Origin of the sequence: Streptococcus milleri, from assembly GCF_900636525.1 — a bacterium.
Taxonomy (GTDB): domain Bacteria; phylum Bacillota; class Bacilli; order Lactobacillales; family Streptococcaceae; genus Streptococcus; species Streptococcus hominis.
On the sequence record NZ_LR134288.1, the window covers coordinates 1,520,618 to 1,547,553 of the forward strand.

The 26,936-nt window shown below is 39.3% G+C and carries 32 protein-coding genes and 1 pseudogene; 22 read left to right on the plus strand and 11 right to left on the minus strand.

What is annotated here, in order from left to right; translation table 11 throughout:
* Positions 1-17: 17 nt before the first annotated feature.
* From EL087_RS07480 to EL087_RS07580, 22 genes and pseudogenes are all read left to right on the plus strand, one after another.
* Positions 18-1,187, plus strand: a complete 1,170-nt coding sequence (locus tag EL087_RS07480; RefSeq protein WP_049533219.1) for an XRE family transcriptional regulator — start codon at positions 18-20, stop codon at positions 1,185-1,187.
* A gap of 15 nt (positions 1,188-1,202) precedes the next feature.
* Positions 1,203-1,316: pseudogene (locus tag EL087_RS09490) on the plus strand (type II toxin-antitoxin system antitoxin, RelB/DinJ family); the annotation flags it as partial.
* Positions 1,317-1,421: 105 nt separating this feature from the next.
* The gene (locus EL087_RS09525; RefSeq protein WP_049533218.1) at positions 1,422-1,658 is read left to right on the plus strand and encodes a hypothetical protein; all 237 of its coding nucleotides are present in this window, start codon (positions 1,422-1,424) and stop codon (positions 1,656-1,658) included.
* Positions 1,655-1,882: a TetR family transcriptional regulator gene (locus EL087_RS07490; protein WP_126407774.1), complete on the plus strand. Its 228-nt coding sequence runs from the start codon at positions 1,655-1,657 to the stop codon at positions 1,880-1,882. Before EL087_RS09525 ends, EL087_RS07490 begins: the two co-directional genes overlap by 4 nt.
* 113 nt (positions 1,883-1,995) lie before the next feature.
* Positions 1,996-2,310, plus strand: a complete 315-nt coding sequence (locus EL087_RS07495) for a hypothetical protein (RefSeq protein ID WP_000406626.1) — start codon at positions 1,996-1,998, stop codon at positions 2,308-2,310.
* 22 nt (positions 2,311-2,332) lie between these two features.
* A complete protein-coding gene (locus EL087_RS07500; protein WP_125455679.1) occupies positions 2,333-2,743 on the plus strand; it encodes a DUF961 family protein in 411 nt (136 codons plus the stop codon).
* A gap of 6 nt (positions 2,744-2,749) precedes the next feature.
* Complete coding sequence (locus tag EL087_RS07505; RefSeq protein ID WP_126407776.1) at positions 2,750-4,417, plus strand: FtsK/SpoIIIE domain-containing protein; 1,668 nt, start codon at positions 2,750-2,752, stop codon at positions 4,415-4,417.
* A gap of 211 nt (positions 4,418-4,628) precedes the next feature.
* Positions 4,629-5,861, plus strand: a complete 1,233-nt coding sequence (locus tag EL087_RS07510; protein WP_125455677.1) for a replication initiation factor domain-containing protein — start codon at positions 4,629-4,631, stop codon at positions 5,859-5,861.
* Positions 5,839-6,225, plus strand: a complete 387-nt coding sequence (locus EL087_RS07515) for a hypothetical protein (protein WP_126408173.1) — start codon at positions 5,839-5,841, stop codon at positions 6,223-6,225. The genes EL087_RS07510 and EL087_RS07515 overlap by 23 nt, the downstream gene beginning before the upstream one ends.
* A gap of 19 nt (positions 6,226-6,244) precedes the next feature.
* Positions 6,245-6,481: a hypothetical protein gene (locus tag EL087_RS07520; protein WP_000456039.1), complete on the plus strand. Its 237-nt coding sequence runs from the start codon at positions 6,245-6,247 to the stop codon at positions 6,479-6,481.
* Complete coding sequence (locus EL087_RS07525) at positions 6,478-7,032, plus strand: conjugal transfer protein (protein ID WP_126407778.1); 555 nt, start codon at positions 6,478-6,480, stop codon at positions 7,030-7,032. The genes EL087_RS07520 and EL087_RS07525 overlap by 4 nt, the downstream gene beginning before the upstream one ends.
* A 9-nt stretch (positions 7,033-7,041) precedes the next feature.
* Complete coding sequence (locus tag EL087_RS07530; protein WP_125455675.1) at positions 7,042-8,031, plus strand: conjugal transfer protein; 990 nt, start codon at positions 7,042-7,044, stop codon at positions 8,029-8,031.
* Positions 8,032-8,047: 16 nt separating this feature from the next.
* Positions 8,048-8,275 (plus strand): hypothetical protein, encoded by a 228-nt coding sequence (locus EL087_RS07535; RefSeq protein ID WP_002271001.1) that lies wholly within the window; start codon positions 8,048-8,050, stop codon positions 8,273-8,275.
* Position 8,276: 1 nt separating this feature from the next.
* Positions 8,277-8,693: a conjugal transfer protein gene (locus tag EL087_RS07540; protein ID WP_125455674.1), complete on the plus strand. Its 417-nt coding sequence runs from the start codon at positions 8,277-8,279 to the stop codon at positions 8,691-8,693.
* A 10-nt stretch (positions 8,694-8,703) separates the two neighbouring features.
* Positions 8,704-11,223 carry an ATP-binding protein gene (locus EL087_RS07545; protein WP_126407780.1) on the plus strand — a complete coding sequence of 840 codons (2,520 nt, stop codon included), beginning with the start codon at positions 8,704-8,706 and terminating at the stop codon, positions 11,221-11,223.
* 12 nt (positions 11,224-11,235) lie between these two features.
* Complete coding sequence (locus EL087_RS07550; RefSeq protein WP_126407782.1) at positions 11,236-13,167, plus strand: conjugal transfer protein; 1,932 nt, start codon at positions 11,236-11,238, stop codon at positions 13,165-13,167.
* Entirely contained in the window at positions 13,164-13,391 is a 228-nt protein-coding gene (locus tag EL087_RS07555; RefSeq protein WP_003034616.1) for a hypothetical protein, read from the plus strand. The genes EL087_RS07550 and EL087_RS07555 overlap by 4 nt, the downstream gene beginning before the upstream one ends.
* Positions 13,392-13,399: 8 nt before the next feature.
* The gene (locus tag EL087_RS07560) at positions 13,400-14,455 is read left to right on the plus strand and encodes a phage tail tip lysozyme (protein ID WP_126407784.1); all 1,056 of its coding nucleotides are present in this window, start codon (positions 13,400-13,402) and stop codon (positions 14,453-14,455) included.
* Positions 14,456-14,511: 56 nt separating this feature from the next.
* Positions 14,512-14,817, plus strand: coding sequence for a hypothetical protein (locus EL087_RS07565; RefSeq protein ID WP_000162871.1), 306 nt, complete (start codon positions 14,512-14,514; stop codon positions 14,815-14,817).
* Positions 14,804-15,136 carry a type II toxin-antitoxin system PemK/MazF family toxin gene (locus EL087_RS07570; protein ID WP_002299685.1) on the plus strand — a complete coding sequence of 111 codons (333 nt, stop codon included), beginning with the start codon at positions 14,804-14,806 and terminating at the stop codon, positions 15,134-15,136. The genes EL087_RS07565 and EL087_RS07570 overlap by 14 nt, the downstream gene beginning before the upstream one ends.
* A 112-nt stretch (positions 15,137-15,248) precedes the next feature.
* Positions 15,249-15,521: a helix-turn-helix domain-containing protein gene (locus tag EL087_RS07575; protein ID WP_004224179.1), complete on the plus strand. Its 273-nt coding sequence runs from the start codon at positions 15,249-15,251 to the stop codon at positions 15,519-15,521.
* Positions 15,522-15,575: 54 nt separating this feature from the next.
* Positions 15,576-16,799, plus strand: a complete 1,224-nt coding sequence (locus EL087_RS07580; RefSeq protein WP_126407786.1) for a site-specific integrase — start codon at positions 15,576-15,578, stop codon at positions 16,797-16,799.
* A 105-nt stretch (positions 16,800-16,904) separates the two neighbouring features.
* Here the strand turns inward: EL087_RS07580 and rpsI are convergent, their stop codons facing one another.
* The 11 genes from rpsI to pnp form a co-directional block, all read right to left on the minus strand.
* On the minus strand, positions 16,905-17,297 hold the full coding sequence (gene rpsI, locus EL087_RS07585) for a 30S ribosomal protein S9 (protein ID WP_003035124.1): 393 nt from the start codon (positions 17,295-17,297) through the stop codon (positions 16,905-16,907).
* A gap of 19 nt (positions 17,298-17,316) precedes the next feature.
* Positions 17,317-17,763 carry a 50S ribosomal protein L13 gene (gene rplM, locus EL087_RS07590; protein WP_003026230.1) on the minus strand — a complete coding sequence of 149 codons (447 nt, stop codon included), beginning with the start codon at positions 17,761-17,763 and terminating at the stop codon, positions 17,317-17,319.
* Between the two features lie 180 nt (positions 17,764-17,943).
* A complete protein-coding gene (locus tag EL087_RS07595) occupies positions 17,944-18,813 on the minus strand; it encodes a DegV family protein (RefSeq protein WP_126407788.1) in 870 nt (289 codons plus the stop codon).
* On the minus strand, positions 18,803-19,327 hold the full coding sequence (locus tag EL087_RS07600) for an NYN domain-containing protein (RefSeq protein WP_126407790.1): 525 nt from the start codon (positions 19,325-19,327) through the stop codon (positions 18,803-18,805). Before EL087_RS07600 ends, EL087_RS07595 begins: the two co-directional genes overlap by 11 nt.
* The gene (gene rlmB, locus EL087_RS07605) at positions 19,324-20,052 is read right to left on the minus strand and encodes a 23S rRNA (guanosine(2251)-2'-O)-methyltransferase RlmB (RefSeq protein ID WP_126407792.1); all 729 of its coding nucleotides are present in this window, start codon (positions 20,050-20,052) and stop codon (positions 19,324-19,326) included. Before rlmB ends, EL087_RS07600 begins: the two co-directional genes overlap by 4 nt.
* A 144-nt stretch (positions 20,053-20,196) precedes the next feature.
* Complete coding sequence (locus tag EL087_RS07610) at positions 20,197-21,327, minus strand: ABC transporter ATP-binding protein (RefSeq protein ID WP_126407794.1); 1,131 nt, start codon at positions 21,325-21,327, stop codon at positions 20,197-20,199.
* A 110-nt stretch (positions 21,328-21,437) separates the two neighbouring features.
* Positions 21,438-22,310 carry a helix-turn-helix domain-containing protein gene (locus EL087_RS07615; RefSeq protein WP_125396076.1) on the minus strand — a complete coding sequence of 291 codons (873 nt, stop codon included), beginning with the start codon at positions 22,308-22,310 and terminating at the stop codon, positions 21,438-21,440.
* A complete protein-coding gene (locus EL087_RS07620; protein WP_003026238.1) occupies positions 22,297-22,701 on the minus strand; it encodes a Mini-ribonuclease 3 in 405 nt (134 codons plus the stop codon). The genes EL087_RS07615 and EL087_RS07620 overlap by 14 nt, the downstream gene beginning before the upstream one ends.
* Positions 22,694-24,037, minus strand: coding sequence for a cysteine--tRNA ligase (gene cysS, locus EL087_RS07625; protein ID WP_126407796.1), 1,344 nt, complete (start codon positions 24,035-24,037; stop codon positions 22,694-22,696). The genes EL087_RS07620 and cysS overlap by 8 nt, the downstream gene beginning before the upstream one ends.
* A gap of 74 nt (positions 24,038-24,111) precedes the next feature.
* Positions 24,112-24,696: a serine O-acetyltransferase gene (cysE, locus tag EL087_RS07630; RefSeq protein ID WP_126407798.1), complete on the minus strand. Its 585-nt coding sequence runs from the start codon at positions 24,694-24,696 to the stop codon at positions 24,112-24,114.
* 49 nt (positions 24,697-24,745) lie between these two features.
* The gene (pnp, locus tag EL087_RS07635; protein WP_126407800.1) at positions 24,746-26,926 is read right to left on the minus strand and encodes a polyribonucleotide nucleotidyltransferase; all 2,181 of its coding nucleotides are present in this window, start codon (positions 26,924-26,926) and stop codon (positions 24,746-24,748) included.
* Positions 26,927-26,936 lie beyond the last annotated feature (10 nt).

A 26,936-nucleotide genomic window follows, 5' to 3' on the forward strand; every position in this document is an offset into this window, starting at 1 on the left:
TAAAGGGGGATTCACTCGTGTTTAACGGTGATATATTAAAACAATTACGCCTTTTATATGGCATGACAAGAAAGGAGCTGGCGGCTAAATTAGATATAACTGAGCAAGCAGTTTGGCAATTCGAAAAAAATGAAATCTCTCCTAAAACATCAGTTAGACTTAAAATGACCAATTTATTTGGAGTACGTTCAGACTATTTTTCACAAGTAAGTTCCAATTCAAATTTTGACATGACATCCGTAGCTTTCAGAAATGAGGCAGAAAGCACACGAAAAGCCACAGATATACAAGAAGCTTATCTAAATGCGTTGGATTCTCTTACCGTATTTCTTGAAAGTATGGTGATGATTCCTAATCAAAAAATTATAGATTTAGTAAACATTCTTTCTCAAAAAGAACCAGACAAGAATAATCTAGAAGAATTGGCGCTGTTTACTAAAGAGTTTCTAGGTATCTCTGACGATAATAGTGACCTTCTCTATCAATTGGAAAAGTCTGGTATTTATATTTTTGAAAGAAAAATGGCTAACAATGAAGACGCCTATAGTATCTGGTCTAACACAAATAGACCATTTATTATTTTAGGAACTGGGAAGACTGCCGTGAGACGAAATTTTGATTTAGCTCACGAATTAGGACACCTTCTCCTACATCGAAATATTGATTTTAGCACCTTGTCTAGAGATGAGTTTTTAGAGAAGGAATCGGAAGCCAATAACTTTGCTTCTTACTTTTTACTTCCACGAGAAAACTTTATTCAAGACATGGCTAATCTTGTTGGAAAGCGGGTAAGCAATCCCGATAACTATATTGACTTAAAACGGAAGTATACTGTTTCCATACAAGCACTGGAATACCGTGCCTTTAAGTTGGGCTTAGTTAGCCCTTCACAACATGGATATTTTTACAGATTGATTAACAAAAATAATTATAAAACATTTGAAAAACTTGATGACGAAATCATTGTAAAAAGACCATCTAAAGTCAGAAGCATGTTAAACACGATTTTGTTAAATATCTTGACGTTGGAGAGCCTATCTAGTGCTTTAAAGGTTGATAGCCGTTTCTTAGCTCATCTGTTATCGGTGCAGCCACAATTTTTTGATAAATATAAAAAAACGATTAGCGACGAAGATAAGTTTGATAACATTATCCGTCTGAATGATGTGTCTAGGGGGTCTATTTAAATGCCCAACAATAACAACTATAACCCGAAAATCTTAGACGCCTTGGCTGAAGCTAAACGGATTTCTCGAGATAAAATGGTTGTTTCTTATGGCAGCTTGACAGAGTTGAAGAAAGCTCTTGAAACTTAATAATGCTAGTATAGACAGTTCTTAATGGAGCTGTCTTTTTTATTTTCTACTCCTCTAAGCTGATAAAGCTACTTAACACATTCTAAAAGAAAGTGAGGTAACACTATGACCTATTATGAACAAAGTTTTCAGAGATTATATGAGAACTTTGTTTTTTCTTTGAAAATCTATCCGGATAACCATTATCAAAAGGTCTTATGTTATCAAGTGCTAGAAAAAATGGATAAGTTGTTTCACGACTACCAAAAACTAGGCTTGCCAACGGTTCAGTTAGTACAATGGAAAAATCACTACAAATTTAAAATTCAACAGTATTACATTATGAATGGAGGTACAACATGAATTATTTTGAAGAACGATTCCAACAAATCTATGAGAAGTTTCTTTTCTCCCTTAAAATTTATCACACGAATCCTACACACTGTGAAACGTGCTACCGAGACTGTCTAAACGAAATGGACAGTCTTTTTTTACGCCATGATACCCATGACCAGTTTGCTAAAGAGCTTTTGAATTGTAAAAAGACTTTTCAATTTAAAGTTAAAAAAGCCTATTTTGGAATGTAAGGAGGACGGTATGACCAGAGTAAGAGCACCTGCAGATTAAAAAGATGAGTTGATTTTTTGACCTAGACAAGTCATAAAACGGTCTAAACAAAATAGAAATTGAGGTAAACCTAATGGAAATTACAAAAGTATTCGTTGACCAAAACCAAGTCTTAGGAAATGAGGTCTTTGTCTCAGGTATGGAAGAAGTCCGTGCCAATGATTATAACCCTGTCTCTTATCGTATCTTTGAAATTTCAAGTCGAAAAGAGCCCTCTGCCTTTCTCATTGTAGAAGGATTTAAAATGTCAGATGTCCCTGAAGGGCGTCAAAAGGTTGTCTTCCCTCGTGGGATTGCTATTGAACGCCGTAACTTCCGCTTTGGAGGCAAACGTAAACATGAAAATGTCATTGTGGCGGAAGAAATGCGTACGGTAAAGTCTAAATAAGAAATAGAATAGGAGAAATACTATGACTGTAAAATTTGCTGCTGATGTGATTGAAACTTTTGATACTGCCAAAACACTTGGAACACTTAATTTTCTTGAAGCTCTTCCTAGTATGAAATGGGAAGATTACCTTGAAGAAGGAACGGGTGAAGAAAAGCGTCGTGAAACAAATGAAGTGGACTATGTAGATGTGAAGCTCTACTCTTCTGCTGTAAACGGGGACATTACCGTAACGGTTCCACCTGAAGCCAAAGTGGCGCAAATGACCGCTGAAAAGAACTACAATGAGGAAGTAACGCTGGTAGCTCCTACAGCTCGTTTCTGGTCAAATTCAGAAACTATTAACAATCGCCGTGTCCTAACAAGTGGGGTTAAACTACGGGCTAAAGATGTGGTGTTAGTGGGGAAGCCTGAACCTAAAAAGGAAGGATAATCGCCTATGAAGCTGTTCACCTATCGGGGGATTCGTGTTCGGAAGTTTCATGAAAAAATCAAACGGCTAACCTTTGCTCTTTTTCTTCTGCCCTTTCTCCTTGGAGGGGGCTTTTTAGCTTACCTGCACCAAGACCAGCTTCAAAGCCAGTTTCAACGTGACCCGCTAACCTACGGGATTCTTTTGGGTGGAAGCTTATTAGGGTTGTTACTACTAGACGACTTAGTGCAAGTAATTTGTTACCGAAAATTTCTTTTCTTTAGCCGTTTAGATAGTTTACGGATTCTTTCCCACTTTTTGCTAGATAATAACTTGTATAAGGTTAAGAAAGTTAAATCAAATCATCACACAAGGGAGCGAATTCTATTACCCAAAGTGTATTTGAAGCGTGACCGTTTTAGTATTACCGTTTCACTCCACCTTCAAGGTAGCCGATTCCAAGACCGTTTTATTGCTCTTGAAAAGCCTCTTGAAATTATGTTTGACGGAGACTTTATGAATAAGCAATTTACCAAAGGCTACGTGTCCTACACCATTGCCATTGACCAATTTTCAGGTCGCTTATCTATCTTTGATGTTAAGATGACTGAAAAAGGCATTTATCTAATGAAAGATGTCTATTGGGATTTCAATAAACACCCACACTTGCTGATTGGTGGTGGAACGGGTGGCGGTAAAACGGTTCTCTTGATGATTTTGATTTGGGTCTTGGCACAAATTGGTTATGTAGAAATTCTTGACCCGAAGCGCTCTGACTTTGTCGGATTGAAACAGATTCCTGTCTTTAAAGGGCGGGTTTACTGGGATAAACAAGAAATGTTAGCTTGTTTAAAGCGTGCTGAGCAGGAAATGGATAAACGTTATGATTACATGACTAGTCACCCTGACTATCAGGCAGGGAAAAAGTATTATGCTTACGGACTGAAGCCTCGCTTTATTGTCATTGATGAATTGGCAGCCTTAGCGGCTAAACTAGAACGGGATTACCAGTCATCTGGAGACTTTATCGAATACCTAACAGAATTGATTTTAAAAGGTCGCCAATCTGGAGTCATCATGATTGTTGCTATGCAGCGTCCTGACGGAGAATACCTCAAAACGTCTTTACGTGACCAATTTATGAAACGAATTTCTGTTGGGCACTTAGAAGATGTTGGGAATAAAATGATGTTTGGGGATGCTAACGCGAATAAAGTTTTTAAAAAGATTGATGAAATTGACGGGGAGGAGATTTTCGGTCGTGGTTATATTGCAAATGGTGGGGAGGTGGCTAGAGAATTTTATTCACCTGTTGTTCCCTTTGAGGAAGGCTTTTCTTTCTTTGAGGAATACAAGAAACTCCCCATCTTAGATGACCCATTATTAGAGATAACGGAAAGAACAGAAACCACGCAAACGCCATCATCTGACTTGACCGTTGAACAAGCGGAATCTTCCCTCCGTCCTCTGAATGACTTTGCCAAGGAAGCAGATGTGCCCATTTCAACCTTACGAAACCTTGTGAAATACATAGAAGAACAGGACTATACATTCAGAAGAGAGGACAACCGTATTCTGCTAGATGAAGCAGACATGGCTTTGTTGGAAGAAATTGTGACAGAGAAAGAACAGACTGACTTGCCTTATAAGCAAGTTGTCCTTCAACACTTTGAAACACCTCCTGAGCCAGCGTAGGCACGAAGGTCAAGGTCAGGGCTACGCCCGTCCGACCTGCCCGACCGAGCTGACAAGCGGGCGTTTTGGGGTGTGCCCTAGGCACGCCCCAAAAGGGCTTAACCTCCCGATACTAATAGGGGGGTTAAAACTAACACAAGCCCTTAAAAGGCTGTTAGATTCCCTATTTCTTTCCGTCACTAGAACAAACACAAAAAGGAGGTTAAAAAGAGTGATAAGCAATACTGATTTAAAACGTATCAGGCTTGAGTTAGGATTTACCCAGCGCAAAATGGCTGCTATGATTGGTTATAGTTACTACAACTACCGAAACATTGAACAAGGTCAGCGAAAAATGACCAAGGAATTTGAAAGGGCACTCTTTCACTTTCTGAATCGCAAATCAGAAACCAAACTAGAAAGCACGGTAGACTGGTTAAAAATTCGGTTCAAAACACTTGATTTTAAAACTGTCATCACATCTGTTTTAAAATTAAAACCAGCGGATTTTTTTCACGAAGAAAAGAGCTTATACAGCTATTCAGATATGGTGACCTATGGTTCTATTCGGGTGCTTTATTCCCATTCTGAAAAGAAAGCAGAAGCTGGAACGCTGATTGATTTAACAGGAGGTGGTTGTCGTGAGCTTGAATTGTTATTAAAGCAACAAAACCGAGATTGGTTTTCTTTTCTTCATGATGTCTTTCTCTTTGCTGAGCAAGAACGAAAAGATAGACCCTTGGAAGACTTTTTAGCCTTTCCACGCTTTGATATTGCTCTTGATGAATTATACAAAAAGTCAGGAAACCTTGACTTATTTGATATTAAAAATCGAATTTTTGACAATAAAATCATCATGAAAAAATTAAAAACTTTTACTGCTATTGAAGGCTTGAAAAAAGTTGAAAATCGTTTTGTTAATCAAGGGCTAACATTGAACTTTGGGAGCCGTCAGTCCAGTCTTATGATTCGCTTTTATCAAAAGGATTATGAACAAGCACTCTTAAAAGATGTGTCCGTTGACTATATCCATGAAGCCTATAATTATAAAAACCGTTACGAGATTGAATTGCACGATACTAAAGCTTTTGACATTTTAAAAGAATGGTATACGCTGGAAACAGACTTGACCAAAATAGGCGCTCGGATTTTAAATAACTATTTTGAAGTGAAAGATTGGAACGGTCACTATGATAGTGAATGGGATAACCTTCTTGGAACACAAGAGGGTTTTAAATTTGTCACACGTCCTCGCCAAATTAACTATGCGAGAACGAAACATTGGGTCACAAAGCAGGTTTCTAGTGCTTTGAAGTTGATGAAGATAGCAGATATTGTTTTTCAAACAGATGAGCTTTCAGAGATTATTTCTGAAGCTTATTTAAGTAATAATCATACCAAACTAGCAGAAGAAATCTGTGAACGAAATGGAGTTGATTTTGATGTCATTGTTGGACAGATATAAACCACTCAATATCCCTGATAAATTCAATCGCCCTCTTCAAACAAAGACCTTCCCAGTCGGCTATGAAGAGCTTTACTTATCATTTTATGATATAGAATTAGTTAAAGATTGGATAGACTACTGGGGACTGCTATATCATCAGCCTAAGAAAGATTCTGAATTGAAATATGCGGAACAATTTAGAAATCAATCCTTTAAAGATGAAAACCACCGACAAAATACGATTAAAAAGGCAGCTAGGCAAGAAGCTAGACAGCCTTTTTTTGATGAATTAACAACAAAACCGCTAAAAATGATGAGTAAAAACGCTCGCTGGGTGGCAGAGATGCTCCTACAGACGGGCTACGCTCAATTGGTACTATAAAAATGAAAGGAAAAATTTAATGGAATATAAAGTTGAATTAAATAGTCTAGACAATTTCAGGGCTTGGTCAGGTGCACGCAATACACTAGCAACTGTCCGTGAACGGGGTGACATGGATAGATTGACCTCGCTTGGTGAAGATATTTTTTCAGGAAGTATCCCCACAGAAACAGAAATCAATGATTGGCTTTGGTTTGATTCTGATGACATCTATCGATTTCTTGGTTATCATGATTTGGTAGAAGATGACGTATGAAGGTTGTAAAGAAAATTTATGAGGGAGTTTCCTATTTTCCTGATAAAAATGAATTCTGGAATCTTTATATAGTCTTAATGAAAGAAAAGGATTATTTTCTGGACGCCTTTGCCAGAAAAACAAATGATATAGAAGCTCTCCCTCAATACCAACATGCCTATTTTACCCTAGATGGAAATATCCTTGACCAAAATTGTGCAATGAATACACAGCTTGTCACCTTATTTAGACAAATCATTTTAGAAAAACAAATAGAATTTATGGAGGAAATCATAATGGCAACACAAAACACATTGGAAAAGAAAATCAGAACTATCTCTTTAGAGTTAGGAGAACTGATGAAAACCCACAATGACAAAGAAGCTTGGACAAAAGCAGGTGAATTAAACGGTCTCCTCAAAAAAGAAGAAGCTAAGCAAGTCCCAGAAGCGCTTGTTGAAAGTCTCCGCTCTGAACTGCGTGGTTACTATTATGTCAATGGAGAAATCAATAAACTTCATAAACAGCTTTATGCCAAAGGGAATAAATTGATTGAACTAGCTAATCAATAAGGAGAAATCATGGATAAATTGAAACTTATTTTTCATCAAGCAAAAGCTTATTTAGGACGTTTTTCTAAACGCCCTAAAAAGAAAAGAAAGCCTAAACTAATCATTGCCAACAAAAAAACAGTCAATCTTGCCGTTCTGTCAGGATTGGCTTTTATTTTACTTGTGGGGCTATTAGGAGGCATTCGGGCTATGACTTTATCCAGTCAAGTCACAAACCTTAAAAAAGCCGTTTCTTCTAACAAATCCGCTTCTGCTACTTCTTCTGCTACAACAATTGATAATCGCTTGCAGTATTATCTGAATGACTTTGTTAATTGTTATTTTACCGTTCCTAGTGATTCAGACGGTCAAACGAAGCATGCAAAACAACTGAATAGCTTTTATGGTTCAGAACCTGATATTCAAGCACAGGGTCAAGTCAAAAATCCTAGTCAATTGAGCTGGTCACGCTTACTAATGATAACAGACAATGTAGCCACTTATGAAGTACATTACAAACAAACTGTAAAGAATGGCGATAAAACAGAAGAAAAAGAAATCATAACAGGTTTTAATATTCCTTATGCCAAAACCAAAACGGGCTACTATGTTACCGGCTTACCTTGGTTTTCTAGTCTATCTACCAGTCAAGCAGATAAGAAAAGTACCGATACAGAAGTCAAACTTAATCAGTCTGATAGAGTTTCAGAGAAAGCAAAAAAGAAATTGGATAAGTTTCTCAATGTTTTCTTTACCAACTATACCACTGACCAAGATAACTTGGACTTGGTGGCTCACAATGTAACGGTTGTGAAGAATGCTACGTTTAAAACCTTGGATTTTAGTTACTATAAAGCGTCTGATAAAGTAGTTATCGCCTATGTTCAAGTGACTTTTGAAGTCGCAGGCTCTACACATGCTGAAAACTTTACCTTGACTTTATCAGAAAAAGGCAAGTCCTATTATGTGGAGAAAGTCAGCCATACAATCCCTGCTAATTACGCAGATACAAAAGAATAAAAGGAGATTTTAATCTATGAGTTCATCTAATTTACAAACATGGTTACAAGGAGACGGCTTTTGGTTCATTACCTTTGGAGCGATTATTCTTATCATTCTAGCTTGGAGAAACAGCTCTTGGGGTCGTCTGTTTTCAACCCTTATTTTCTATACTGTTATTGCGTCTTTAACAGGAGGTGGAAAACAGTTACTCCATGTCCTTGGCTGGTTCCTTCGTCTCTTTGGTATTGAAACGGGGTTATGATATGGAAGAAGAACGACTGTATGATTACGCTAGAGGGATAAACGCTCCCTACTGGATTCAAGAAGTCAAAACACAAAAAGGAAAACGCATTTGGTATTTTGCAACACCCATGCAACTTTCCTTTTTCGTGGTCTTTGCCCTAGTCTTGATTTTGATGTTGACAGTATTTAACTCAATTCTTCTTCCGTTGAACAAATTAACACATTCCATTTCGCTCTATCTTTACTGGTATATCCCTTATAAACTCGCCAAATTTTATACAGAATATGAACCACAAGGAAAGAAAATGCACGTTTTCCTATGGGATTATCTCTGCTATATGATGGATTTTCGGCTCAATCGTAAGGCGATTTATCATGGAGATAGAATGAAAATGATGGATGAAGAAGAAATAGTCTTTGAAAAAACAGATTTATAAAGGAGGTCTAATGGTTTTAAAACTAGTCTATCCGATTCTTAAAACACAGGATAATATAGCTTTAACAACAGATAAAACGGTGATGAGTTTTTATCGTATTCCCAACACTCCCATCACCATTACTGATAAAGCTAAGAAACAAAAACACAAGCTGACAACTGCTCAGCTAATAAAAAAACTGGTTAAAAACAAGTCCTTTGAAGTCTCCTTGATTCCAAAGGACTATTTGCTAGAAGAAAAGATGAAAGACTTTTCTCATGCCTTGTCCCCCGATAGTCAAGCATTGGGGGAAGAACTGTTGCAGTATTCGACAGACAAATTGACACAAGAAATGGAAATTCCCTATCAGTTTGACTGGTTGATTGGTGTCAATCTTTTAAAAGATGACCAAAACACTACCTTTCAGGATATGGCGGTTGAGCGCTTCTCTGAAGTCTCTGAAATGATTGCTAATAGCATGGGCTTTCAATATGATATTCCTGAAGATTGGGTTCAAGACTATCTTGTTAGTGAAGCGACCGTCTATCAAATCCTTTCCGCTCTTCGGGCACAACGTTTGACCAATGAAGAGCTCTTTTACTATCAACGCATGCAATACTTGCGCTATATCCCTCATCTAAAGCAAGAAGTCACCGCCAATCGGGCGCTCTTTAATGTGACAGATACCGTCTTAAGACCAATGGCAGGGGGCTTTATGAAGTTAGACAGCCCCTATGGCTCTTCTTTTCTCACCATACTTCCGATTGCTAAAACACCCATTATTTTTAATGGTTTTCATCTGGGAGAATTTACCCAACGCTTTAATTTCCCTGTAGAACTACGGATTAAAGCAGAATTTATCGAAAAGAACTCTTTAAAAGGACGAATGGCACGTTCTAATATTCGTTACCGCAACATTATGAATGAAGCCGAAAGTACTGATACCGTCCAACAAGATGAAATTATTCTGGGGGCAATGTCCCTCAAAGACTTGATGAAAAAGGTTGGTGGGAAAGAAGAAGTCATTGAATATGGAGCTTATCTCATTATTGCTGCTTCTAGCCTATCCCAATTACGACGTCGCCGTCAGGTAGTCTTAAGTTACTTTGAGGATATGCACGTAGAAGTGAGTGAAGCTAGTCATGATACGCCGTATCTCTTCCAGTCTCTCCTTTATGGTCAACCGCTTGAAAATAAGACCAGAACGTGGACACACTATGTCACTCCAAGAGGCTTTGCGGAGCTAATGCCGTTTACCAATACAGCTTCAGGAAACCATATTGGCTGGCATATTGGACGGGTGGATAATTGGACAGGTCGGTGGGAAAGTATTGAAAAGGCACAAGAAGCGTCTAAAAATATGGTGCTCTTTAATGCGACCGTTGGAAATAAAGAAGGGATTGCAGGAAAACTCACCAAGAATCCACATATCCTGATTACTGGCGCAACGGGTGAAGGAAAATCCTTTTTGGCAGAACTTATCTTTCTTCTAACCTCTCTTCAAGATGTGAAATGCTTGTATGTTGACCCTAAACGCTCTATCCGGAAACACTTTGAAGCAATTGCTCATCACCCAGACTTTGAAAAACGATTCCCACTTTTTGCTGAACATATCAAACAGATAAACTTTGTCACTTTGGATAGTAAGGTGAAATCCAATCATGGAGCTCTTGACCCAATTGTCATGTTGGATAAAGATGACGCTGTTTCGGTTTCAAAAAATATGCTCAATTATCTTATTTTCTCTAACAAGCGAATTAAGGTCACAATGAAGCAAATGACCGCTATTTCTAGAGCGATTAACAAAGTGGTTGCTCAAAGACAAGCAGGAGAAACGGTTGGGTTAAAACACGTCCTCAAAGAGCTCACCAATAGTCAAGATAGCACTATCTTTGAAGTAGGAGATTATCTAACATCTATTGTTGAAAATTCCATTTTGGAATTGGCTTTTTCAGACGGCGATGTCGAAGGATTGTCTTATGATAAACGGGTGACCGTTTTAGAAGTAGCGGACTTATCCCTACCAGATAAAGACACTCAACAAGATGTTACACCAGAAGATAAAGAAATCAATTCTACAGCTCTGATGTTTGCTTTAGGAGCTTTCTGTACACGTTTTGGAGAACTCAATCGTTATGAAGATACCATTGAATTCTTTGATGAAGCGTGGGTACTGATGAAGTCGGCAGAAGGACGAGCCGTTATCCAATCCATGCGCCGTGTTGGACGTTTCTTTAACAATGTCCTCTGCCTCATTACGCAATCCGTCCATGACGCTGAAGGAGATGATGATACCACAGGTTTTGGGACACTCTTTGCCTTTAGAGAAGACAATGAACTTTCTGATATTTTAGAACACGTTGGACTAACGGACAATGAAGAAAATCTGGAATGGATTAAAAATATGATTTCAGGTCAATGCCTCTATAAAGATGTTTACGGCAATCTCAATATGATTTCCATTTATAACATTTTTGATAGTATTGACCCACTTCTAAAACCAATGAAAGCTACTGTTTCTTCCAATCTTGAAAATAAATACGCATCTTAAGGAGGTGAGCTTGTGCAAGAAGCATTTGAAAAATTAAAAGGCATGGATATTTTTTCTTTAAAATCCTACATGATGAAAACTGGCTTTGGAGATTTCAGCGGTGTTTGGGTGATGTTCAACGAAATCTTTGTCAACTTCCCCTTTTTCCTCCTTAACCTCATTGTTGGTTTCTTCTCCCTGATGATTCGGATTTTAGAAAATGTCCGTCTTTACGACACTTACAAGCAATATGTCTTTAATGGGGCTCAATCCATTTGGCGAGGCTTTACAGGAGCTCCTTCTGGTGTGGCTCAATCTTCATTAGTCTTTTTGCTTCTCCTTTGCCTAGCTTTTTATCTCTTTTATCAGTTCCTCATTTCTAAAGGCAATTTCTCTCAAAGATTGCTTCATGTCCTTCTAGTTCTCTTTTTAGGCTTTGGTTGGTTTGGGACAGTTGCTGGAACTTCTGGCGGACTGTATCTGCTCAATACAGTAGACAATATCGCTAGTACTACGATTCATCACATTTCTAATGTCTCCGTCTCCTACGGAAAAAATCAGGCTTTAAAAATAGGGGCTTCTATCGCTGATTCTTATATCGCAGAAACCTCTTATAAAGCCTATCTCTTTGTCAATACAGGACAAGAAAACGGGAAATACAAAGACCGTCAAACAGGAAAAGAAGCACCGTTTGACGATTCAAAGGTTCTAGGAAGCTTGGATAAATCAGGCAAGTTTAAAGCCGTTTCTACCGCTGATAGGAATAAATATTTAGAAATAGGAAATGGAGCAGGTGATGATAATGAACATAACCGTTGGGTATCAGCCATTCCTGACTATATCCCTGTCAAGTTCTTCTATATCCTTTTTAAAATGGTAGAAGCGATTGTCATTGCCATTCCTATTGTCTTAATTCAGTTGCTCAATGTCCTTGCACAAGCCCTTGTCCTTATCATGATTCTTCTTTTCCCTATTGCCCTTTTGGTTTCCTTTATTCCCAAAATGCAAGATATTCTTTTTGGAGTTTTTAAGGTGATGTTTGGTGGCCTTGCCTTTCCAGCCATTACAAGCCTGTTAACTTTGGCTTTACTTTACCTTGAAAAAATCATTGAAAACTTAGTAAGTAGTGGCTTTGATAAGGTTATTGGAGATTTTTCTTCCTTGTCTACTTTTAGCGCTCTTTTTAAACTAATCGTCTCTGTTTGTGCTAAAGGCGTGATTTATTGGTTGCTTTGGAAATACAAAGGAGAATTGATTGAATTGTTACTCGGTTCACGAGCTAAGATTACGTTTGATGAGGTAAATACCAAAGTCAAAGAAACCGTGACAAATGGACAGGAAACTGTAAAGCAGCTGCCGGCAAAAGCCACTAACGCCTTTGAAATGGCTCAAACATCCGGAAACTTTTTCCTTGCAGGAGCAGGATTTGGGGCTGGACTCTTCATGAATGCTGGTAAACAGATGAAAACTCTTTTTTCAAATCCCCATCCGACTTCAGAAAAAACAGAAAGTTCAACACCTTCAGAAAATGACGAGGAGGAAACACCCGCTACTTCTTCCTTTGAAGAAACAGGCGTTCCCGACGAGGTAACAACACCATTTCAAGAGCCAGATATGCCAATGGAGACTTTTGAATCTGCTATTCAGGAAGAAGACACAAGCGTTCAACCTTTTGACACAGAACCTTCCCCGCTAATGGATACAAAGCAAAGCAGAGAACAGAAAGAGTTTGAAGAGCGCCGTCAAAATCGCCTCTCTTGGAGACAAAAACATCACATCAATAAACTTGAAAAGGAATTAGAACCTTATAAAGATGATGAAGCATTATACCAAGCGCAAGGTTCAAATGCCTTTATCAGGAACTATCGTAAAACCTTGCCAAAAGACGATAAATTAAAAGTCAATATCAACCGTAAACATCAGATAATAGAGGAATTAGCACGATTGAGAGGAGGAAAGGAATAATGAATACACGCATTTATTCTAAAAGAGGTTTTGAACAGACGGTGAACAATGCGGTTGCCCTTGCCTATGAAAGGAGAAAGCCTTCTATTGACTTTCTCCTTTTATTTTCAGTAAAAGAGGCTGAGAAAGAGCAATTGTTGGCAACTATCAAAGAAAATCCTCTTATTTTGACGGCTCAATGGCGATTTGAAACAGTGATGATGACAGTCTATGTGAAAACTTAGGAGGGAAGATGAAGAAAAAACTAGTAATTGTTAGTGCTTTAAGTGCTCTGTTTTTACCTTTGTTTTTAGTCGTCATTATCATGGGAGCTTTTGCGGGTAGTGCGTCTTCTAATGGACAAGCCAAAGGACTACAAACGAAACTAACCGCTAAAGAGGTGGCTCAAAAAGCTAATATTTCAGAAGAACGAGCTAGTGATGTCATCAAAATTCTCAACTATGAACTCTCACAAGAACAATTTACTATCGCAGGAGCTTCTGGAAGTTTAGCGGTTGCAGAGCGCGAAAGTGGCTTTGACCCTAAAGCCGTCAATACAGGTGGTGGCGTAGCTGGTTATTTCCAATGGTCGGGTTGGTCTTCTACTATCAATGGCAATCGCTGGTCAAAGGCAAAACAAAAGAAATTAGATTCTGATATTGAACTAGACCTCTTGTCTACAGAGCTAAACGGCTCTTATAGCAAAGTCAAAACAGAAATGCAAAAAGCGACTGACCCTGAAGAGGCAGCCCTTTATTGGTCAGAACATTATGAAGGGGTCGCTTTATCAGACGGTCAAACCAAAGCTAGTGACCTGAAGAAGAATGCGAGAAAATGGTATAACCTCTTCAAAGACACTTTAACAGGTGATACAACTAATGCCAAAACACGAGACGGTGGAGGCGTAACTTCTGATGGAGTGCCTGCTGGATATAGCCTTACAAAGGCAATCAACACTTCTAACTATACTTCTGCAACTTATCCTTGGGGACAATGTACATGGTTTGTCTATAACCGAGCCAAAGAGGTAGGCGTTAACTTTGACCCTTATATGGGCAATGGTGGGGATTGGAAGCAGAAAGCAGGCTACCAAACCACACATACACCAACTGAACATAGCGCTCTTAGCTTCTCTCCTGGTCAAGCTGGCGCAGACCCAACATACGGGCATGTTGCCTTTGTGGAGCAGGTCAAATCAGACGGGTCTATTCTCATTTCAGAAGCCAACGCCAAAGGACTTGGAGTTGTTTCTTACCGCACATTTGATAAAGCAACAGCTAACCAATTTACATACGCGATTGGGAAGTAAAAATTTGACAAAAAACTACATTTGTCGTACAATTGAAGTACAAAAGAGGTGATTGTATGACTAAAAAAATGTTTCAAAAGCGAGTAGATTCAGAATTACTAGATGAAGTATCGGTACTATACAAATCCTTAGGAACTTCTGTAGGTGACGCTTTCGTGATGTTCTTACAAAAATCAAAGGAGGTGAATGGATTGCCATTTGATTTAAGAAAACAAGTCCATGCTATTTCTGATAATCCTTTAGAAAGACTAGCTTTGGCAAACTCAAATGTTATCAAAGTGACTGCTTCTAATCCAGAAGCAATCGCAGATTTCTTTGATGAAGACTATCCAGAATACGAGGAAAGACATGGACAACTATAACCCATATGATATTCTGGTAGCAACTATCGCTTTTAGTGATGGGACAGGAGCTAAAAGACGTCCTGCTCTAGTCATTGCAAATAATGAAGAAGTTATCAGAACCTACCGTATCACTAGTCAGTATTCCCGTAAATCATCTTATATCCGTTCAAAATACTTTGAAATAAAAGAATGGGAAGAGGCAGGATTAGTGAAACCATCTTGGATTGATACCGTTCAACTTTATGATTTAGACGTAGAACTTGTTCAAGTTCGCTTAATCGGAAAGTTAACAGAAAATGACCAACAGAGATTTGAAAAATTTTTAAGAGAAAATTAAGATTATACGATTATATTATAAATAATGCTAAAACTTTTCTTTTTCATAATCTCCTTAAGGTAAGGGCTTTATAGCTCTTGCTTTTTTTATTGCCTAAAGGGGGGGGGAAACTATGCAAGTTATTTTACCAGAAGAACAAACAAAAGAAATTCAACTTTTTGTTGCAAATCTTATTAAAAATGAGATTGAAACCGTTAAAGAAGATTCAGGACAAATTAGTCCTTTTTTAAATAAAAAGCAGACCTGTCAGTATCTGGGAATTTCAAATAACACGCTGGATATCTGGATAAGAAAGGGAATGCCACATATTCGGATTGGAAAAACAATTCGATTTGATAAAGATAGTATCCGTAGATGGATGATACAACTGGAAAATCACTTTTGATTTCATTATAATAAAGTCAGGGTAATTTTCTAGCTCAGTAAAAAGGAGATTACTATGACAATTACAAAAACTTCAAATGGTTCTTATCGTTTAAAACTCTATGTTCCAACAGAAGCTAGACCTTCTTTGGGAATTTCAGGACATTACTACGATAAGCGTTTTAAAACAAAAAAGGAGGCTAAAGAAGCTGAATTACAAATTTTACTAGATATTAACACTATCCAAAAAGGGGGTGCATTACCACATCAAGCAATCAATGGCGATATTCTCTTCAAAGATTTTTATCATAATGTCTGGTGGGAAGCCTATAAAGCAGGTCAAACGACTTCAACAAATAAACCACCCACTCTTCCAACAGTTAACAATACAGAAACTGTTTTTAGATTACATATTTTACCAATATTTGGAAATTATTCCATTAAATTTTTAAATCAGAATAAAACGGTTGTTTTAAATTTGATGACTGCTAAAGCAAATGAATATGCCAATTTCAAGGTCATACGTAGTTATGTTAATTCTATTTTTGACTGGGCAGAGGAATTAGAATATATTGAAATGAATCGCCTATCTAAAACAATCAGTCGTATTAAGGCTACTAAAAAAATCAAATTACAAGAAGCTAAGCGTGATGAAGATTTATACCTTACTTTAAGTGAGTTACGGGAATGGTTTGAAATGTTCCAAGAGGACCTAGAAAACAAAAAATTGTCGCTTAAAGACTATGTTTTATTTTTTACAACTTTTATCTTAAACGACCGTAAATCGGAAAGCTATGCTTTACAGTGGAAACATATCTCCTTAGATATATCTGAAATTGGTTTAATTCAAGCCTTGGATAAATATAAGAAGCCTAAGTCTACTAAAGGAGAAAAGAAAACAATTTTTACTATTCCTCAAGAGTTAACTGTTCTCTTATATCAATGGAAAATTCAACAAAAAGCAGAATTAGCAAAATTTGGTATCATTCAAACTCCAGAACAATATGTCTTTACTTATATTGACACTAAAGGCAATGTGAATAGCCCTCTGCATGCAGATTACCTTAATAACAAGATGAAATCTGTAGAACGTCGCCATAAAAATCTTAGACATGCCACTCCTCACATGTTAAGGCATACTGGTGCTACTTTAGCTAAGAAGGCAGGAATGTCTCTGGAATCCATTTCAGAAGCTTTGACACATAGTGATTTGAGTACAACAAAGATTTATGTTAATACTTCAAATGTTGTTCCACTTAGTGCTGGCGAAACTGCTTACAGAGAGCTCAAAAATAAATAAGGTAAAAATAAGGTGAATTTTGAGGTGAGTTTTTCAAAAAGTGCACGAAAAAACACCCAATGAGGTAAACATTGAGTGTCTGTAATCGTTGCTGTAAAGCTGTTCTTAACGTTTTGAGAATTGTGAAGCTTTACGAGCTTTCTTAAGACCTGGTTTCTTACGTTCTACCATACGGGCATCACGTGTAAGGAGACCAGCGCGTTTGAGTGAGTCGCGGAAGTCTGGGTCTACTTGGAGGAGGGCACGGGCGATACCGTGACGGATAGCTCCTGCTTGACCAGCGTAGCCACCACCGAGAACGTTTACGAGAACATCGTATTGACCAACAGTTGAAGTAACTGCGAATGGTTGGTTGATGACAAGGCGAAGATCCGCATGTGGGATATATTCTTCAACATCTTTTTTGTTTACAGTAATTTTACCAGTTCCTGGAACAAGGCGAACGCGTGCAACAGCGTTTTTACGACGTCCAGTACCTGCATATTGTGCTTGTGACATAGCTTATTTGTTCCTTTCCTTAGATAAGTCCTGAAATATCAAGAACTTCTGGTTGTTGTGCAGCGTGCGTGTGTTCAGCGCCTACGAATACTTTCAATTTCATACCTTGAGCACGGCCAAGAGTATTGTGTGGAAGCATACCTTTAACTGATTTCTCAATCAAACGAACAGCATTTTTAGAACGGAGTTCACCAGCAGTGATTGATTTCAATCCACCTGGATACATTGAGTGTGTGTAGTAGACTTTATCAGTTGCTTTTTTACCAGTTAATTTTACTTTTTCAGCATTGATAACGATCACAAAGTCACCTGTATCAGTGTGAGGTGTGAAAGTTGGTTTATTTTTTCCACGAAGTACGCTTGCTACAACGGCAGAAAGGCGTCCAAGAGGTACATCAGTAGCGTCTACCACGTACCATTTACGTTCAACTTCACCTGGCTTAGCCATGTATGTTGTTTTGTTCATGATTTCTCCTATATGAATATCGTTTTTGTTTACAAGGCGGATGTTCCGGTCCGCAAGTTATTGGAAGGTTCCGGGGCCCTACAAATGGGGTAAACAATACCGTTTACTATCATACCAAATTTTAGGGGTAAAAGTCAATATATTTGATAAATTATTTATGAAAGAACGGTTTCATTTCGCTTAATCTTGATTTTCATGGGCAATACTGAATAGTCCCAAAGTTCCAGGACCTGTGTGAGTGGAAATGACTGGTCCTAATGGTAAAATTAAAACTTCATTGACTTGCTCTGACATAAGAAGTTGCTCTTTTAAGACTTGAGCCACCTCTTGGCTGTCTGCTCCAGCATAAGCAATCACCACGCGTGGATCAGAAATGCCTTCCAAGGTCATGCGCACCACTTCAGCATGGGCCTTTTTCTTTCCGCGAACTTTAGCCACAGAATCCAGCCTACCATCGGCTTTCACAGCAATAATCGGCTTAATATTGACTAAACTTCCCATAAGAGCTGCGGTCTTTGAAATTCGTCCGCCTCGCATGAGGTGATTTAGGTCATCTACTAGAAAATACGTTTTCACTTTTGGCACTAAAGATTTTATTAAGGCTACTACTTGTTCCAAACTTTGACCGGCAGCTTTCGCTTCCACCGCTTTCATCACCAGAATACCTTCTCCCATAGATGCCGCCTTGGTATCAATAATCCGGATAACCGCTTCTGGAAAATCTTCCAAAACCATATCCCGTGCCATAACCGCACTCTGATAAGTTCCTGACAAGACTGAAGCAAACGCAATATAAAGAACTGGCATACCGATTTCAGCGTAACCACGAAATATATCTTCAAACTGACCGACATTGATTTGGCTGGTTGTTGGCTGACTCCCTGCTTCCATTTTAGAGAGGAGCTGCTCACTCGTTAGCTTCTTCTCTCCGACTGTTTCATAGGTTATTCTGTCCAACTGAATAGTCAAACCAAGGATTTGAACATCATTTCCCAAAGCCCAGCTTTCTGGAAGGTCTGCGGTTGAATCCGTTAAAATTTTAAAAGCCATCTTTCTTTTTCTCCATCATTTTCTGTAAATCGCGCAAGGTTGGATTGTCCATAGGACGCAAAGGTGGTTTTCCCATTTGAAGCTGTTGGCTCATTTGATTCAGATCCGACTTTGTAACAGCTACTCGCTTTTCTAGTTCACGAGCCGATACACGTAAAGCCCCTTGTGCGAAAACAGTCCATTGCTCATTTAAGTCGCTCGTTGCCACAGATACTTGATTTATAGGGGTGTTGAGTTCAGCTGCTAAACGTTCAATGTAATCGTCTGCTGTTTCTTCTTCCTCAGTGAACACAACCGTAACATTGAATTCATCATAAGTCTGGCGAACTCCCGGCATATACTGAGCATCAAACACACAGATAATTTCTAGCTTTTCAAAACTAGCGTAATTACTGAGTCTATTGAGTAGAATAGTTCGTGCTGCGTCTAATTCCCCTTTGTTAAAGAGAGAACGAGTCTCCTGCCAAAATGCTACCATATTGTAGCCATCTACTAATAAAATTTTCCGTTTCATAGGCGATTTCTAAATACTTCATACATGAGAATAGCCGCCGCCACACTAGCGTTAAGGCTCTGCACATGTCCATTCATAGGAATGGTAATCATTTCATCAACTTGCTTTTTAATATTAGCAGAAATGCCCTTGCCTTCATTGCCGATAATCAGAGCCAGTTTACCTGCCGTATTCCACTTAGTCGAAAGGGTGCCATTCATATCTGTGCCAAAAATCCAAAAACCTGCATGTTTTAGTTTATCCAGAGCTTGGCTGAGATTGGTCACACGAGCAATGGGAATATGCTCCACCGCACCAGTAGAGGTCTTTGCGACGACCGGCGTAACACCAACCGCCCGATGCTTAGGAATAATGACGCCTGTAACATTTGTCGCGTCAGCTGTCCGCAGAATCGAGCCCAAATTATGTGGATCTGTTAGACCATCTAAAATGAGCAGCAGAGGATTCTCTTCTCGCTCTGCCATTTTTAACATCGCTTCAAAGTCTGTATAGGCAAATTCCGAAACGCGCAAGACAAAACCTTGATGAACGGCACCGTCTGTCATTTCTTGCAGTGTTTTTTTGCTTGTCCAAGAAATAGAAACCTTTTTTTCTGCTGCCAAATCTTTCATCTTAGCAACATTTTTCCCACGTAGGTCATCTTGAATATAGAGTTTATTCCCAGTATTGGCCATGAGAGCTTCCGTCACAGCATGTACACCGTAGACAATATCGTTATTTTCCATAGCTTTAGTATAACATAAATTTTAAAATGCTTCTTCTTATTTATAAATCACCTTATAGTTAACTTCTATAAAAAAACGCAGGAGTCTTGCATAAAACAAGGCATCCTGCATTTTCTTATTAATTTATTCTAGAGGCGTTGTAAATTAGTAAACTGTCTTTTCCGTTTCTGGATCAAAGAAGTGTGCTTTGTTCAAGTCAAAACCAAGGTCAATGCCTGCTCCAGCTTTGAGGTAATCGCGAGCATCTACTTTGGCAATAAATTCATTGTCTGCAACTTGGCAATACAAGTGGGATTCAGAGCCAAGCAATTCAGATACAGAGATTTTAGCATGAACTACTGAGTCTGGGAATGTTTCAAGGAAAGCAGCTTCTGTATTGATGTCTTCTGGACGAATACCAAAAATGAGTTTCTTGCCTTCATAGCCTTTTTCACGAAGTACCTTCAAGGCACCTTCTGGTACTTTCAGAGAAAGGTCTTGTGCGACGATTTCATCACCTTTCAAGGTAACATTGATGAAGTTCATCGCTGGGCTACCAATGAATCCTGCGACAAATTTATTGACTGGATTTTTGTAAACTTCTTGTGGTGTACCGATTTGTTCTACACGTCCGATTGTACCCGTTCCTGAAGGGTTTTTCGTTGCAGACATGATAACGATACGGTCAGCCAAGGTCATTGCTTCTGTTTGGTCATGGGTAACATAGATAGTGGTTGCCCCAATACGACGGTGGATTTTAGCAATTTCTGCCCGCATAGATACCCGCAATTTAGCATCCAAGTTAGAAAGCGGTTCATCCATAAGAAATACTTTTGCATCACGAACAATAGCACGTCCCATCGCTACACGTTGACGTTGCCCACCAGAAAGGTCTGCAGGTTTACGATCTAAAAATTCTTTCAAGCCAAGAATCTCTGCTGCTTCATTTACACGTTTTTCAATATCATCCTTGCTGTATTTACGAAGTTTCAAACCAAAAGCCATATTGTCATGCACGGTCATGTGTGGATACAAAGCATAGTTCTGGAAAACCATAGCAATATCACGGTCTTTTGGTGCCACATCGTTCACCACGCGTCCGTCAATTGAACATTCACCTTCCGTGATGTCTTCAAGACCAGCAATCATACGAAGCGTAGTAGATTTCCCACATCCTGAAGGACCTACGAAAACGATAAATTCTTTATCTTTAATATTCAAGTTGAAATCTTCTACAGAGTAGTGTTCGCTGTTTGGATATTTTTTGTAAATATTTTTTAAATTTAATTCTACCATAAAATAGAACTCCTTTGTTATTATGATTTTATTATATATGAAAACGCTTCATTATCCTATGGCAAAGTGAACAAAATAAAAAAAATGTTTTGTGCAGGATGCACAAAACATTACACTAAATCATTGATGACAATATGGTAACACAGGGTCAAATCTGTCAGGTCTTTTAGCTGTAAGCCCGTCAGTTCTTCCCATTTATCAATGTGATACTGTAAGGTGTTCCGATGAATATACAACTGCTGGGCAGCTTTTGTCACAACTGCCGTGTTTTCCCACAAAGCTGCAATAATATCAACGAGCTGATCCTGACTTTCAATCAATTGATGAAGTTTCTTCGTTAAAATTGGCAATATGAAATCCTTTTGACCAATCCCCCACAAAAAGAGGTGGGAAAAAGAATGCACATTGGAATGTTGAACCTGCTCCCACCATTTGACAAAAAGAGCATTTTCCGCTTGAAAAAGTTCTGGATAACTTTCTTCAAAAATTAGAGGCCAAATTTGCCCGATTTGAATCGTCAGAGTTAAGCTAAAGTCATATTCGATAGCCGATAAAGTATCACGGAGAACATCTTTTACAGGGACTAATTGCGTTTGATCCAGCACAAAGATGTAATCCTGAGAGGACAGCTGAAAATCTGCTATTCTATTGGGCAGTATGGTTCGCATCATTTCCAACCAAGACCCAATCGTTTCCTTTTCATAATGGAATAAATGACAATGGACGAACTGTAGCTTTTGAACGTTTTGAGGCATTTTGCCACGGTTATGAACCAAATAATCATACCAAGGTCCACCATCAAATGCAGAGTCTTTCCCAGTCAGTAAAGAAATAAGTTCTTGCTCTCGCTCTGTCAGACTGCTTTTTTTTAATAACAACCATTGATTACTTGAAATGGGAATTGCCACTTCATCCTCTTTTGCATTTGGATTGGATTGAAGCCTCCCTTGAGGGAACCATTCTAAAAGATCAGTTTTTGTCATGATGTGCGCCCTCCACTCTCACAATACACCAATCAATCAGCTCTTCTAAACGCTTGATTTGATCGGTCATGTGTAAATATCCCAGAACGGCTTCAAAACCTGTCGACATGCGATAGGTTACAATATCTGCGTTTTTAGCTTTAGTATGGCTATTAGCATTGCGTCCACGCTTATAAATGTCTTCTTCCTTTTCTGTCAGAATTTTTTCTTCCAACATTTGAGAAATGAGGTTAGCTTGCGCACGAGCTGACACATACTTGGTTGCTTCTCTGTGAAGCTGGTTCGGTTTTGTCAAGCCTTGGAAAATCAAGTGACGACGGATATAAGTTGAGTAGATAGCATCGCCTTCAAAAGCCAAGGCAATACCATTTATAAGATTGACATCAATCACGGATCCACCTCACTCCGTCCTTGGTATCTAAAAGCTTGATCCCTTTAGCTGCCAATTCATCACGGATTTTATCAGCTGTTGCAAAGTCCTTAGCAACACGCGCAGCTTGGCGCTGCTCAATCAAGGCTTCAATATCCGCATCCAGTACCTCTTCTGTAAAGACAATACCAAAAACTTGCAGAAGCTCAGCAAAAGCGCTTTTCACCTCTTGATTGTAATGACCGGAATTAATCCACTTAGCTAGTTCGAAAACGACTGTAATGCCATTTGCTGCATTGAAATCTTCATCCATAGCAGTGGTGAATTTATCCAGAAAAACCTGCAATTGTATCAGGTCAACCGTTCCCGTAAAGGGTTGCTCGTAAGTATTTTTCAGATATTTCAAATTCACTTCCGCATCGTGAACGGCTTTTTCTGTAAAATTGATAGGCTTGCGGTAGTGCTGAGTCGCAAAAAAGAAACGCAAGACTTGTCCGTCAATGGTTTTAAGGGCATCGTGAACCGTTATAAAGTTACCTAGAGACTTAGACATCTTGACATCATCAATATTGACAAAGCCATTGTGCATCCAGTAGTTGGCAAAAGTCTTTCCAGTTTTAGCTTCTGATTGAGCAATTTCATTAGTATGGTGCGGAAATTCTAAATCGGCTCCACCGCCGTGAATATCAATCGTATCTCCCAGAATTTCTGTCGCCATGACGGAACATTCGATATGCCAGCCTGGACGACCAGGTCCCCAAGGGCTATCCCAGAAGATTTCACCGGGCTTAGCAGCCTTCCAAAGAGCAAAGTCAACTGGATTTTCCTTGCGGGCCGTTTCTTCATCTGTCCGACCAGAAGCTCCAAGCTCTAAGTCTGCTAGGGTTTTATTAGCTAACTTAGCGTAATTAGAGGACTTTTCAACTCGGAAGTAAATATCCCCCTCTGACTCATAGGCAAACCCTTTGTCCACCAAGACCTGTACAAAATCAATGATGTCCGTCATATAATCCACCACGCGCGGGTGCTGGGTCGCTGGTTGAACCCCCAGCGCCGTCACATCTTCCCGAAAAGCAGCAATGTACTTGTCTGCCACTTCCTGAGGTGTGATCCCCTCTTCCTTAGCTCGATTGATAATTTTATCATCTACATCGGTGAAATTGGATATGTAAGCCACCTCATACCCACGATACTCAAAATAGCGCCGAACCGTGTCAAAAGCTACTGTTGAGCGAGCATTGCCGACATGGATATAGTTATAAACGGTCGGCCCGCAGACATACATCCTGACCTTGCCCTCTTCCAGAGGGACAAATTTACGCAGACTGCGGGTCATAGTATCATAAATTTTGATCATATTCTAACTTCATTCTTTCTGTTAGGTGAAAAACGACTTTTTGAAAAAGCATTTTTATTCTTTAGGAATAGTATCTACAGCTTAGACGAATAATAACTTTCTTCGCGGATTTCTTCTAAATTCTTGATCGTTGGAGCATCTTTTTGCCCGTGAACTCGGACAATTTTAGCTGGAATCCCAACAACAGTCACATCACTTGGCACGTCTGCTACCACAACCGCACCCGCTCCGACTTTGGCATTTTCACCAATTTCAATCGGACCAATTAGCTGCGCATGAGCTGAAATAAGCGCACCTTGACGAACCGTCGGATGACGTTTCCCACAATCTTTCCCTGTTCCTCCAAGAGTGACACCATGATAGAGCATCACTCCTTTTTCTACAATGGCCGTCTCGCCAATCACTAAACCACTCCCGTGGTCAATAAAGACACCTGAAGCAATCTGTGCCCCCGGATGAATCTCAATCTGAGTCCAAAAGCGCCAAAATTGGCTATGCATCCGAGCTAAAAGTTTACATCCATGATCCCACAGAAAGTGAGAAAGTCGGTGAGCAGCCAAAGCCTTAATCCCAGGATAAGTCAACAGCACCTCAAGTGAGGAGCGAGCTGCCGGATCATTTTCTTTCACAATCGCTATCGTCTCTTTCCACCAACCCATGATGACTCCTTTCTAGCTTTAGACTGAAGGCAAATACTTAGCAACCTGTCTAGTCTTGCGCCTTTTCTTCTTGAACAGCTTTATGCTCTTTATGTGTTTTATGATGATGTTTTTTTGCTTTCTCTTCTTTAGGAGGACGTGGTAGAAGAGCTTTCATAGAAGCGTCCACACGACCTTTTTCATCAATCTTAATAACTTTGACATCTACTTCATCACCAAGTTGTACCAAATCTTCAACCTTATTAGTACGCGTCCAAGCCATTTCTGAGATGTGCACCAAGGCATCTGTCTTGTCAAAGAGATTGACAAAAGCACCGAATTTCTCAATCCGAACCACTTTGGCATGATACACTTCATCTACTTTTGCTTCACGCACAAGAGCTGCAATGATTTCTTTGGCACGGTTAATCGCATCTTGATCGCTAGAGTAAATAGAAACATTTCCTTCTTCGTCAATGTCAATCTTGACACCTGTTTCTGCGATAATCTTGTCAATCGTTTCACCGCCTTTACCGATGACAATCTTAATTTTATCAACATCAATCTTGATGGTATCAATTTTTGGAGCGGTTGGAGCGAGTTCTGGACGAGGAGCTGGAATTGTACGTTCAATCAAATCTAAAATTTCAAAACGTGCTTTTTTAGCTTGAGCCAATGCTTCTTGCAAGATTTCAGCAGTAATTCCTTCAATCTTGATATCCATTTGAAGAGCAGTAATTCCTTCACGTGTACCAGCCACCTTGAAATCCATATCTCCGAAATGATCTTCTAAGCCTTGAATATCTGTTAAAATCGTGTAATTGCTACCATCTGAAATGAGCCCCATAGCAATTCCGGCTACAGGTGCTTTAATTGGTACCCCACCGGCCATGAGAGCAAGTGTCCCAGCACAAATCGAGGCCTGTGAAGAGGAACCATTTGACTCAAGAACTTCTGCTACCAAACGGATTGCATAAGGGAAATCTTCTAGACTAGGGAGAACTTGCGCAAGTGCACGTTCACCAAGTGCTCCATGACCGATTTCACGACGACCTGGTGCACCATAACGACCCGTTTCTCCTACAGAGTATTGTGGAAAGTTGTAGTGGTGCATAAAGCGTTTCTTGTATTCTGGATCCAAACCGTCAACGATTTGTGTTTCGCCCATTGGTGCCAAGGTCAAAACAGATAAAGCCTGAGTTTGCCCACGAGTAAAGAGACCAGAACCATGCACACGTGGTAGATAGTCAATTTCAGCATCCAATGGACGAATCTCATCTACCTTACGACCGTCTGGACGGACTTTGTCTTCAGTAATCAAGCGACGTACTTCTGCATGCTCCATTTGCTCTAAAATTTCAGCCACATCACGCATGATGCGGTCAAATTCTTCATGCTCAGCATATTTTTCTTCGTAAAGGGCTATAACTTCGTCTTTAACAGCTTGCGTTGCGGCTTCACGAGCTAATTTTTCTTCTACCTGAACGGCTTTTTGAAGATCGGCATTATAGCCTGCTACAATTTCTGTTTGCAATTCTTCATCCACACGAAGAAGCTCAACTTCTGCTTTTTCTTTTCCAACTACTGCCACGATTTCTTCTTGGAAAGCAATCAATTCCTTAACTGCTTCGTGACCTTTCAGAAGGGCTTCCAACATCAGCTCTTCTGACAATTCTTTGGCACCAGACTCAACCATGTTAATTGCTTCTTTGGTTCCTGCAACAGTTAATTCCAGTAAAGAAGCTTCTTTTTGCTCTTGACTTGGATTGATAATCAATTCTCCATTGACATAGCCAACCTGCACACCAGCAATTGGACCGTTAAAAGGAATGTCTGAGATTGATAAAGCAAGAGATGAACCAAACATGGCTGCCATAGGTGCTGAAGCATCTGCATCATAAGAAAGAACCGTATTGATAACCTGCACCTCATTGCGGAAACCGTCCGCAAACATCGGACGAATTGGACGGTCAATCAAGCGAGCTGTCAAAGTCGCATCTGTCGAAGGACGACCTTCACGCTTGTTAAATCCACCAGGGTATTTCCCAGCTGCATACATCTTTTCTTCATAATTGACTTGAAGTGGGAAGAAATCACCAGTCGCCATTTTCTTTGACATGACGGCTGCTGTCAAAACAGTGCTTTCACCATAGCGCACCACTACGCTGCCGTTTGCCTGTTTTGCCACTTGACCTGTTTCAACTACCAAGTCTTTACCAGCAAAAGTAGTTTTAAATACTTGCTTTGTCATATATATATTC

What these genes read in the sequence shown, in the direction of transcription:
- EL087_RS09525 (WP_049533218.1), top strand. Translation starts at nt 1,422, where the DNA reads ATGACCTATTATGAACAAAGTTTTCAGAGATTATATGAGAACTTTGTT.
- EL087_RS07490 (WP_126407774.1), top strand. Translation starts at nt 1,655, where the DNA reads ATGAATTATTTTGAAGAACGATTCCAACAAATCTATGAGAAGTTTCTT.
- EL087_RS07495 (WP_000406626.1), top strand. Translation starts at nt 1,996, where the DNA reads ATGGAAATTACAAAAGTATTCGTTGACCAAAACCAAGTCTTAGGAAAT.
- EL087_RS07500 (WP_125455679.1), top strand. Translation starts at nt 2,333, where the DNA reads ATGACTGTAAAATTTGCTGCTGATGTGATTGAAACTTTTGATACTGCC.
- EL087_RS07505 (WP_126407776.1), top strand. Translation starts at nt 2,750, where the DNA reads ATGAAGCTGTTCACCTATCGGGGGATTCGTGTTCGGAAGTTTCATGAA.
- EL087_RS07515 (WP_126408173.1), top strand. Translation starts at nt 5,839, where the DNA reads ATGTCATTGTTGGACAGATATAAACCACTCAATATCCCTGATAAATTC.
- EL087_RS07520 (WP_000456039.1), top strand. Translation starts at nt 6,245, where the DNA reads ATGGAATATAAAGTTGAATTAAATAGTCTAGACAATTTCAGGGCTTGG.
- EL087_RS07525 (WP_126407778.1), top strand. Translation starts at nt 6,478, where the DNA reads ATGAAGGTTGTAAAGAAAATTTATGAGGGAGTTTCCTATTTTCCTGAT.
- EL087_RS07530 (WP_125455675.1), top strand. Translation starts at nt 7,042, where the DNA reads ATGGATAAATTGAAACTTATTTTTCATCAAGCAAAAGCTTATTTAGGA.
- EL087_RS07535 (WP_002271001.1), top strand. Translation starts at nt 8,048, where the DNA reads ATGAGTTCATCTAATTTACAAACATGGTTACAAGGAGACGGCTTTTGG.
- EL087_RS07540 (WP_125455674.1), top strand. Translation starts at nt 8,277, where the DNA reads ATGGAAGAAGAACGACTGTATGATTACGCTAGAGGGATAAACGCTCCC.
- EL087_RS07545 (WP_126407780.1), top strand. Translation starts at nt 8,704, where the DNA reads ATGGTTTTAAAACTAGTCTATCCGATTCTTAAAACACAGGATAATATA.
- EL087_RS07560 (WP_126407784.1), top strand. Translation starts at nt 13,400, where the DNA reads ATGAAGAAAAAACTAGTAATTGTTAGTGCTTTAAGTGCTCTGTTTTTA.
- EL087_RS07565 (WP_000162871.1), top strand. Translation starts at nt 14,512, where the DNA reads ATGACTAAAAAAATGTTTCAAAAGCGAGTAGATTCAGAATTACTAGAT.
- EL087_RS07570 (WP_002299685.1), top strand. Translation starts at nt 14,804, where the DNA reads ATGGACAACTATAACCCATATGATATTCTGGTAGCAACTATCGCTTTT.
- EL087_RS07575 (WP_004224179.1), top strand. Translation starts at nt 15,249, where the DNA reads ATGCAAGTTATTTTACCAGAAGAACAAACAAAAGAAATTCAACTTTTT.
- EL087_RS07580 (WP_126407786.1), top strand. Translation starts at nt 15,576, where the DNA reads ATGACAATTACAAAAACTTCAAATGGTTCTTATCGTTTAAAACTCTAT.
- rpsI (WP_003035124.1), bottom strand. Translation starts at nt 17,297, where the DNA reads ATGTCACAAGCACAATATGCAGGTACTGGACGTCGTAAAAACGCTGTT.
- rplM (WP_003026230.1), bottom strand. Translation starts at nt 17,763, where the DNA reads ATGAACAAAACAACATACATGGCTAAGCCAGGTGAAGTTGAACGTAAA.
- EL087_RS07595 (WP_126407788.1), bottom strand. Translation starts at nt 18,813, where the DNA reads ATGGCTTTTAAAATTTTAACGGATTCAACCGCAGACCTTCCAGAAAGC.
- EL087_RS07600 (WP_126407790.1), bottom strand. Translation starts at nt 19,327, where the DNA reads ATGAAACGGAAAATTTTATTAGTAGATGGCTACAATATGGTAGCATTT.
- rlmB (WP_126407792.1), bottom strand. Translation starts at nt 20,052, where the DNA reads ATGGAAAATAACGATATTGTCTACGGTGTACATGCTGTGACGGAAGCT.
- EL087_RS07610 (WP_126407794.1), bottom strand. Translation starts at nt 21,327, where the DNA reads ATGGTAGAATTAAATTTAAAAAATATTTACAAAAAATATCCAAACAGC.
- EL087_RS07615 (WP_125396076.1), bottom strand. Translation starts at nt 22,310, where the DNA reads ATGACAAAAACTGATCTTTTAGAATGGTTCCCTCAAGGGAGGCTTCAA.
- cysS (WP_126407796.1), bottom strand. Translation starts at nt 24,037, where the DNA reads ATGATCAAAATTTATGATACTATGACCCGCAGTCTGCGTAAATTTGTC.
- cysE (WP_126407798.1), bottom strand. Translation starts at nt 24,696, where the DNA reads ATGGGTTGGTGGAAAGAGACGATAGCGATTGTGAAAGAAAATGATCCG.
- pnp (WP_126407800.1), bottom strand. Translation starts at nt 26,926, where the DNA reads ATGACAAAGCAAGTATTTAAAACTACTTTTGCTGGTAAAGACTTGGTA.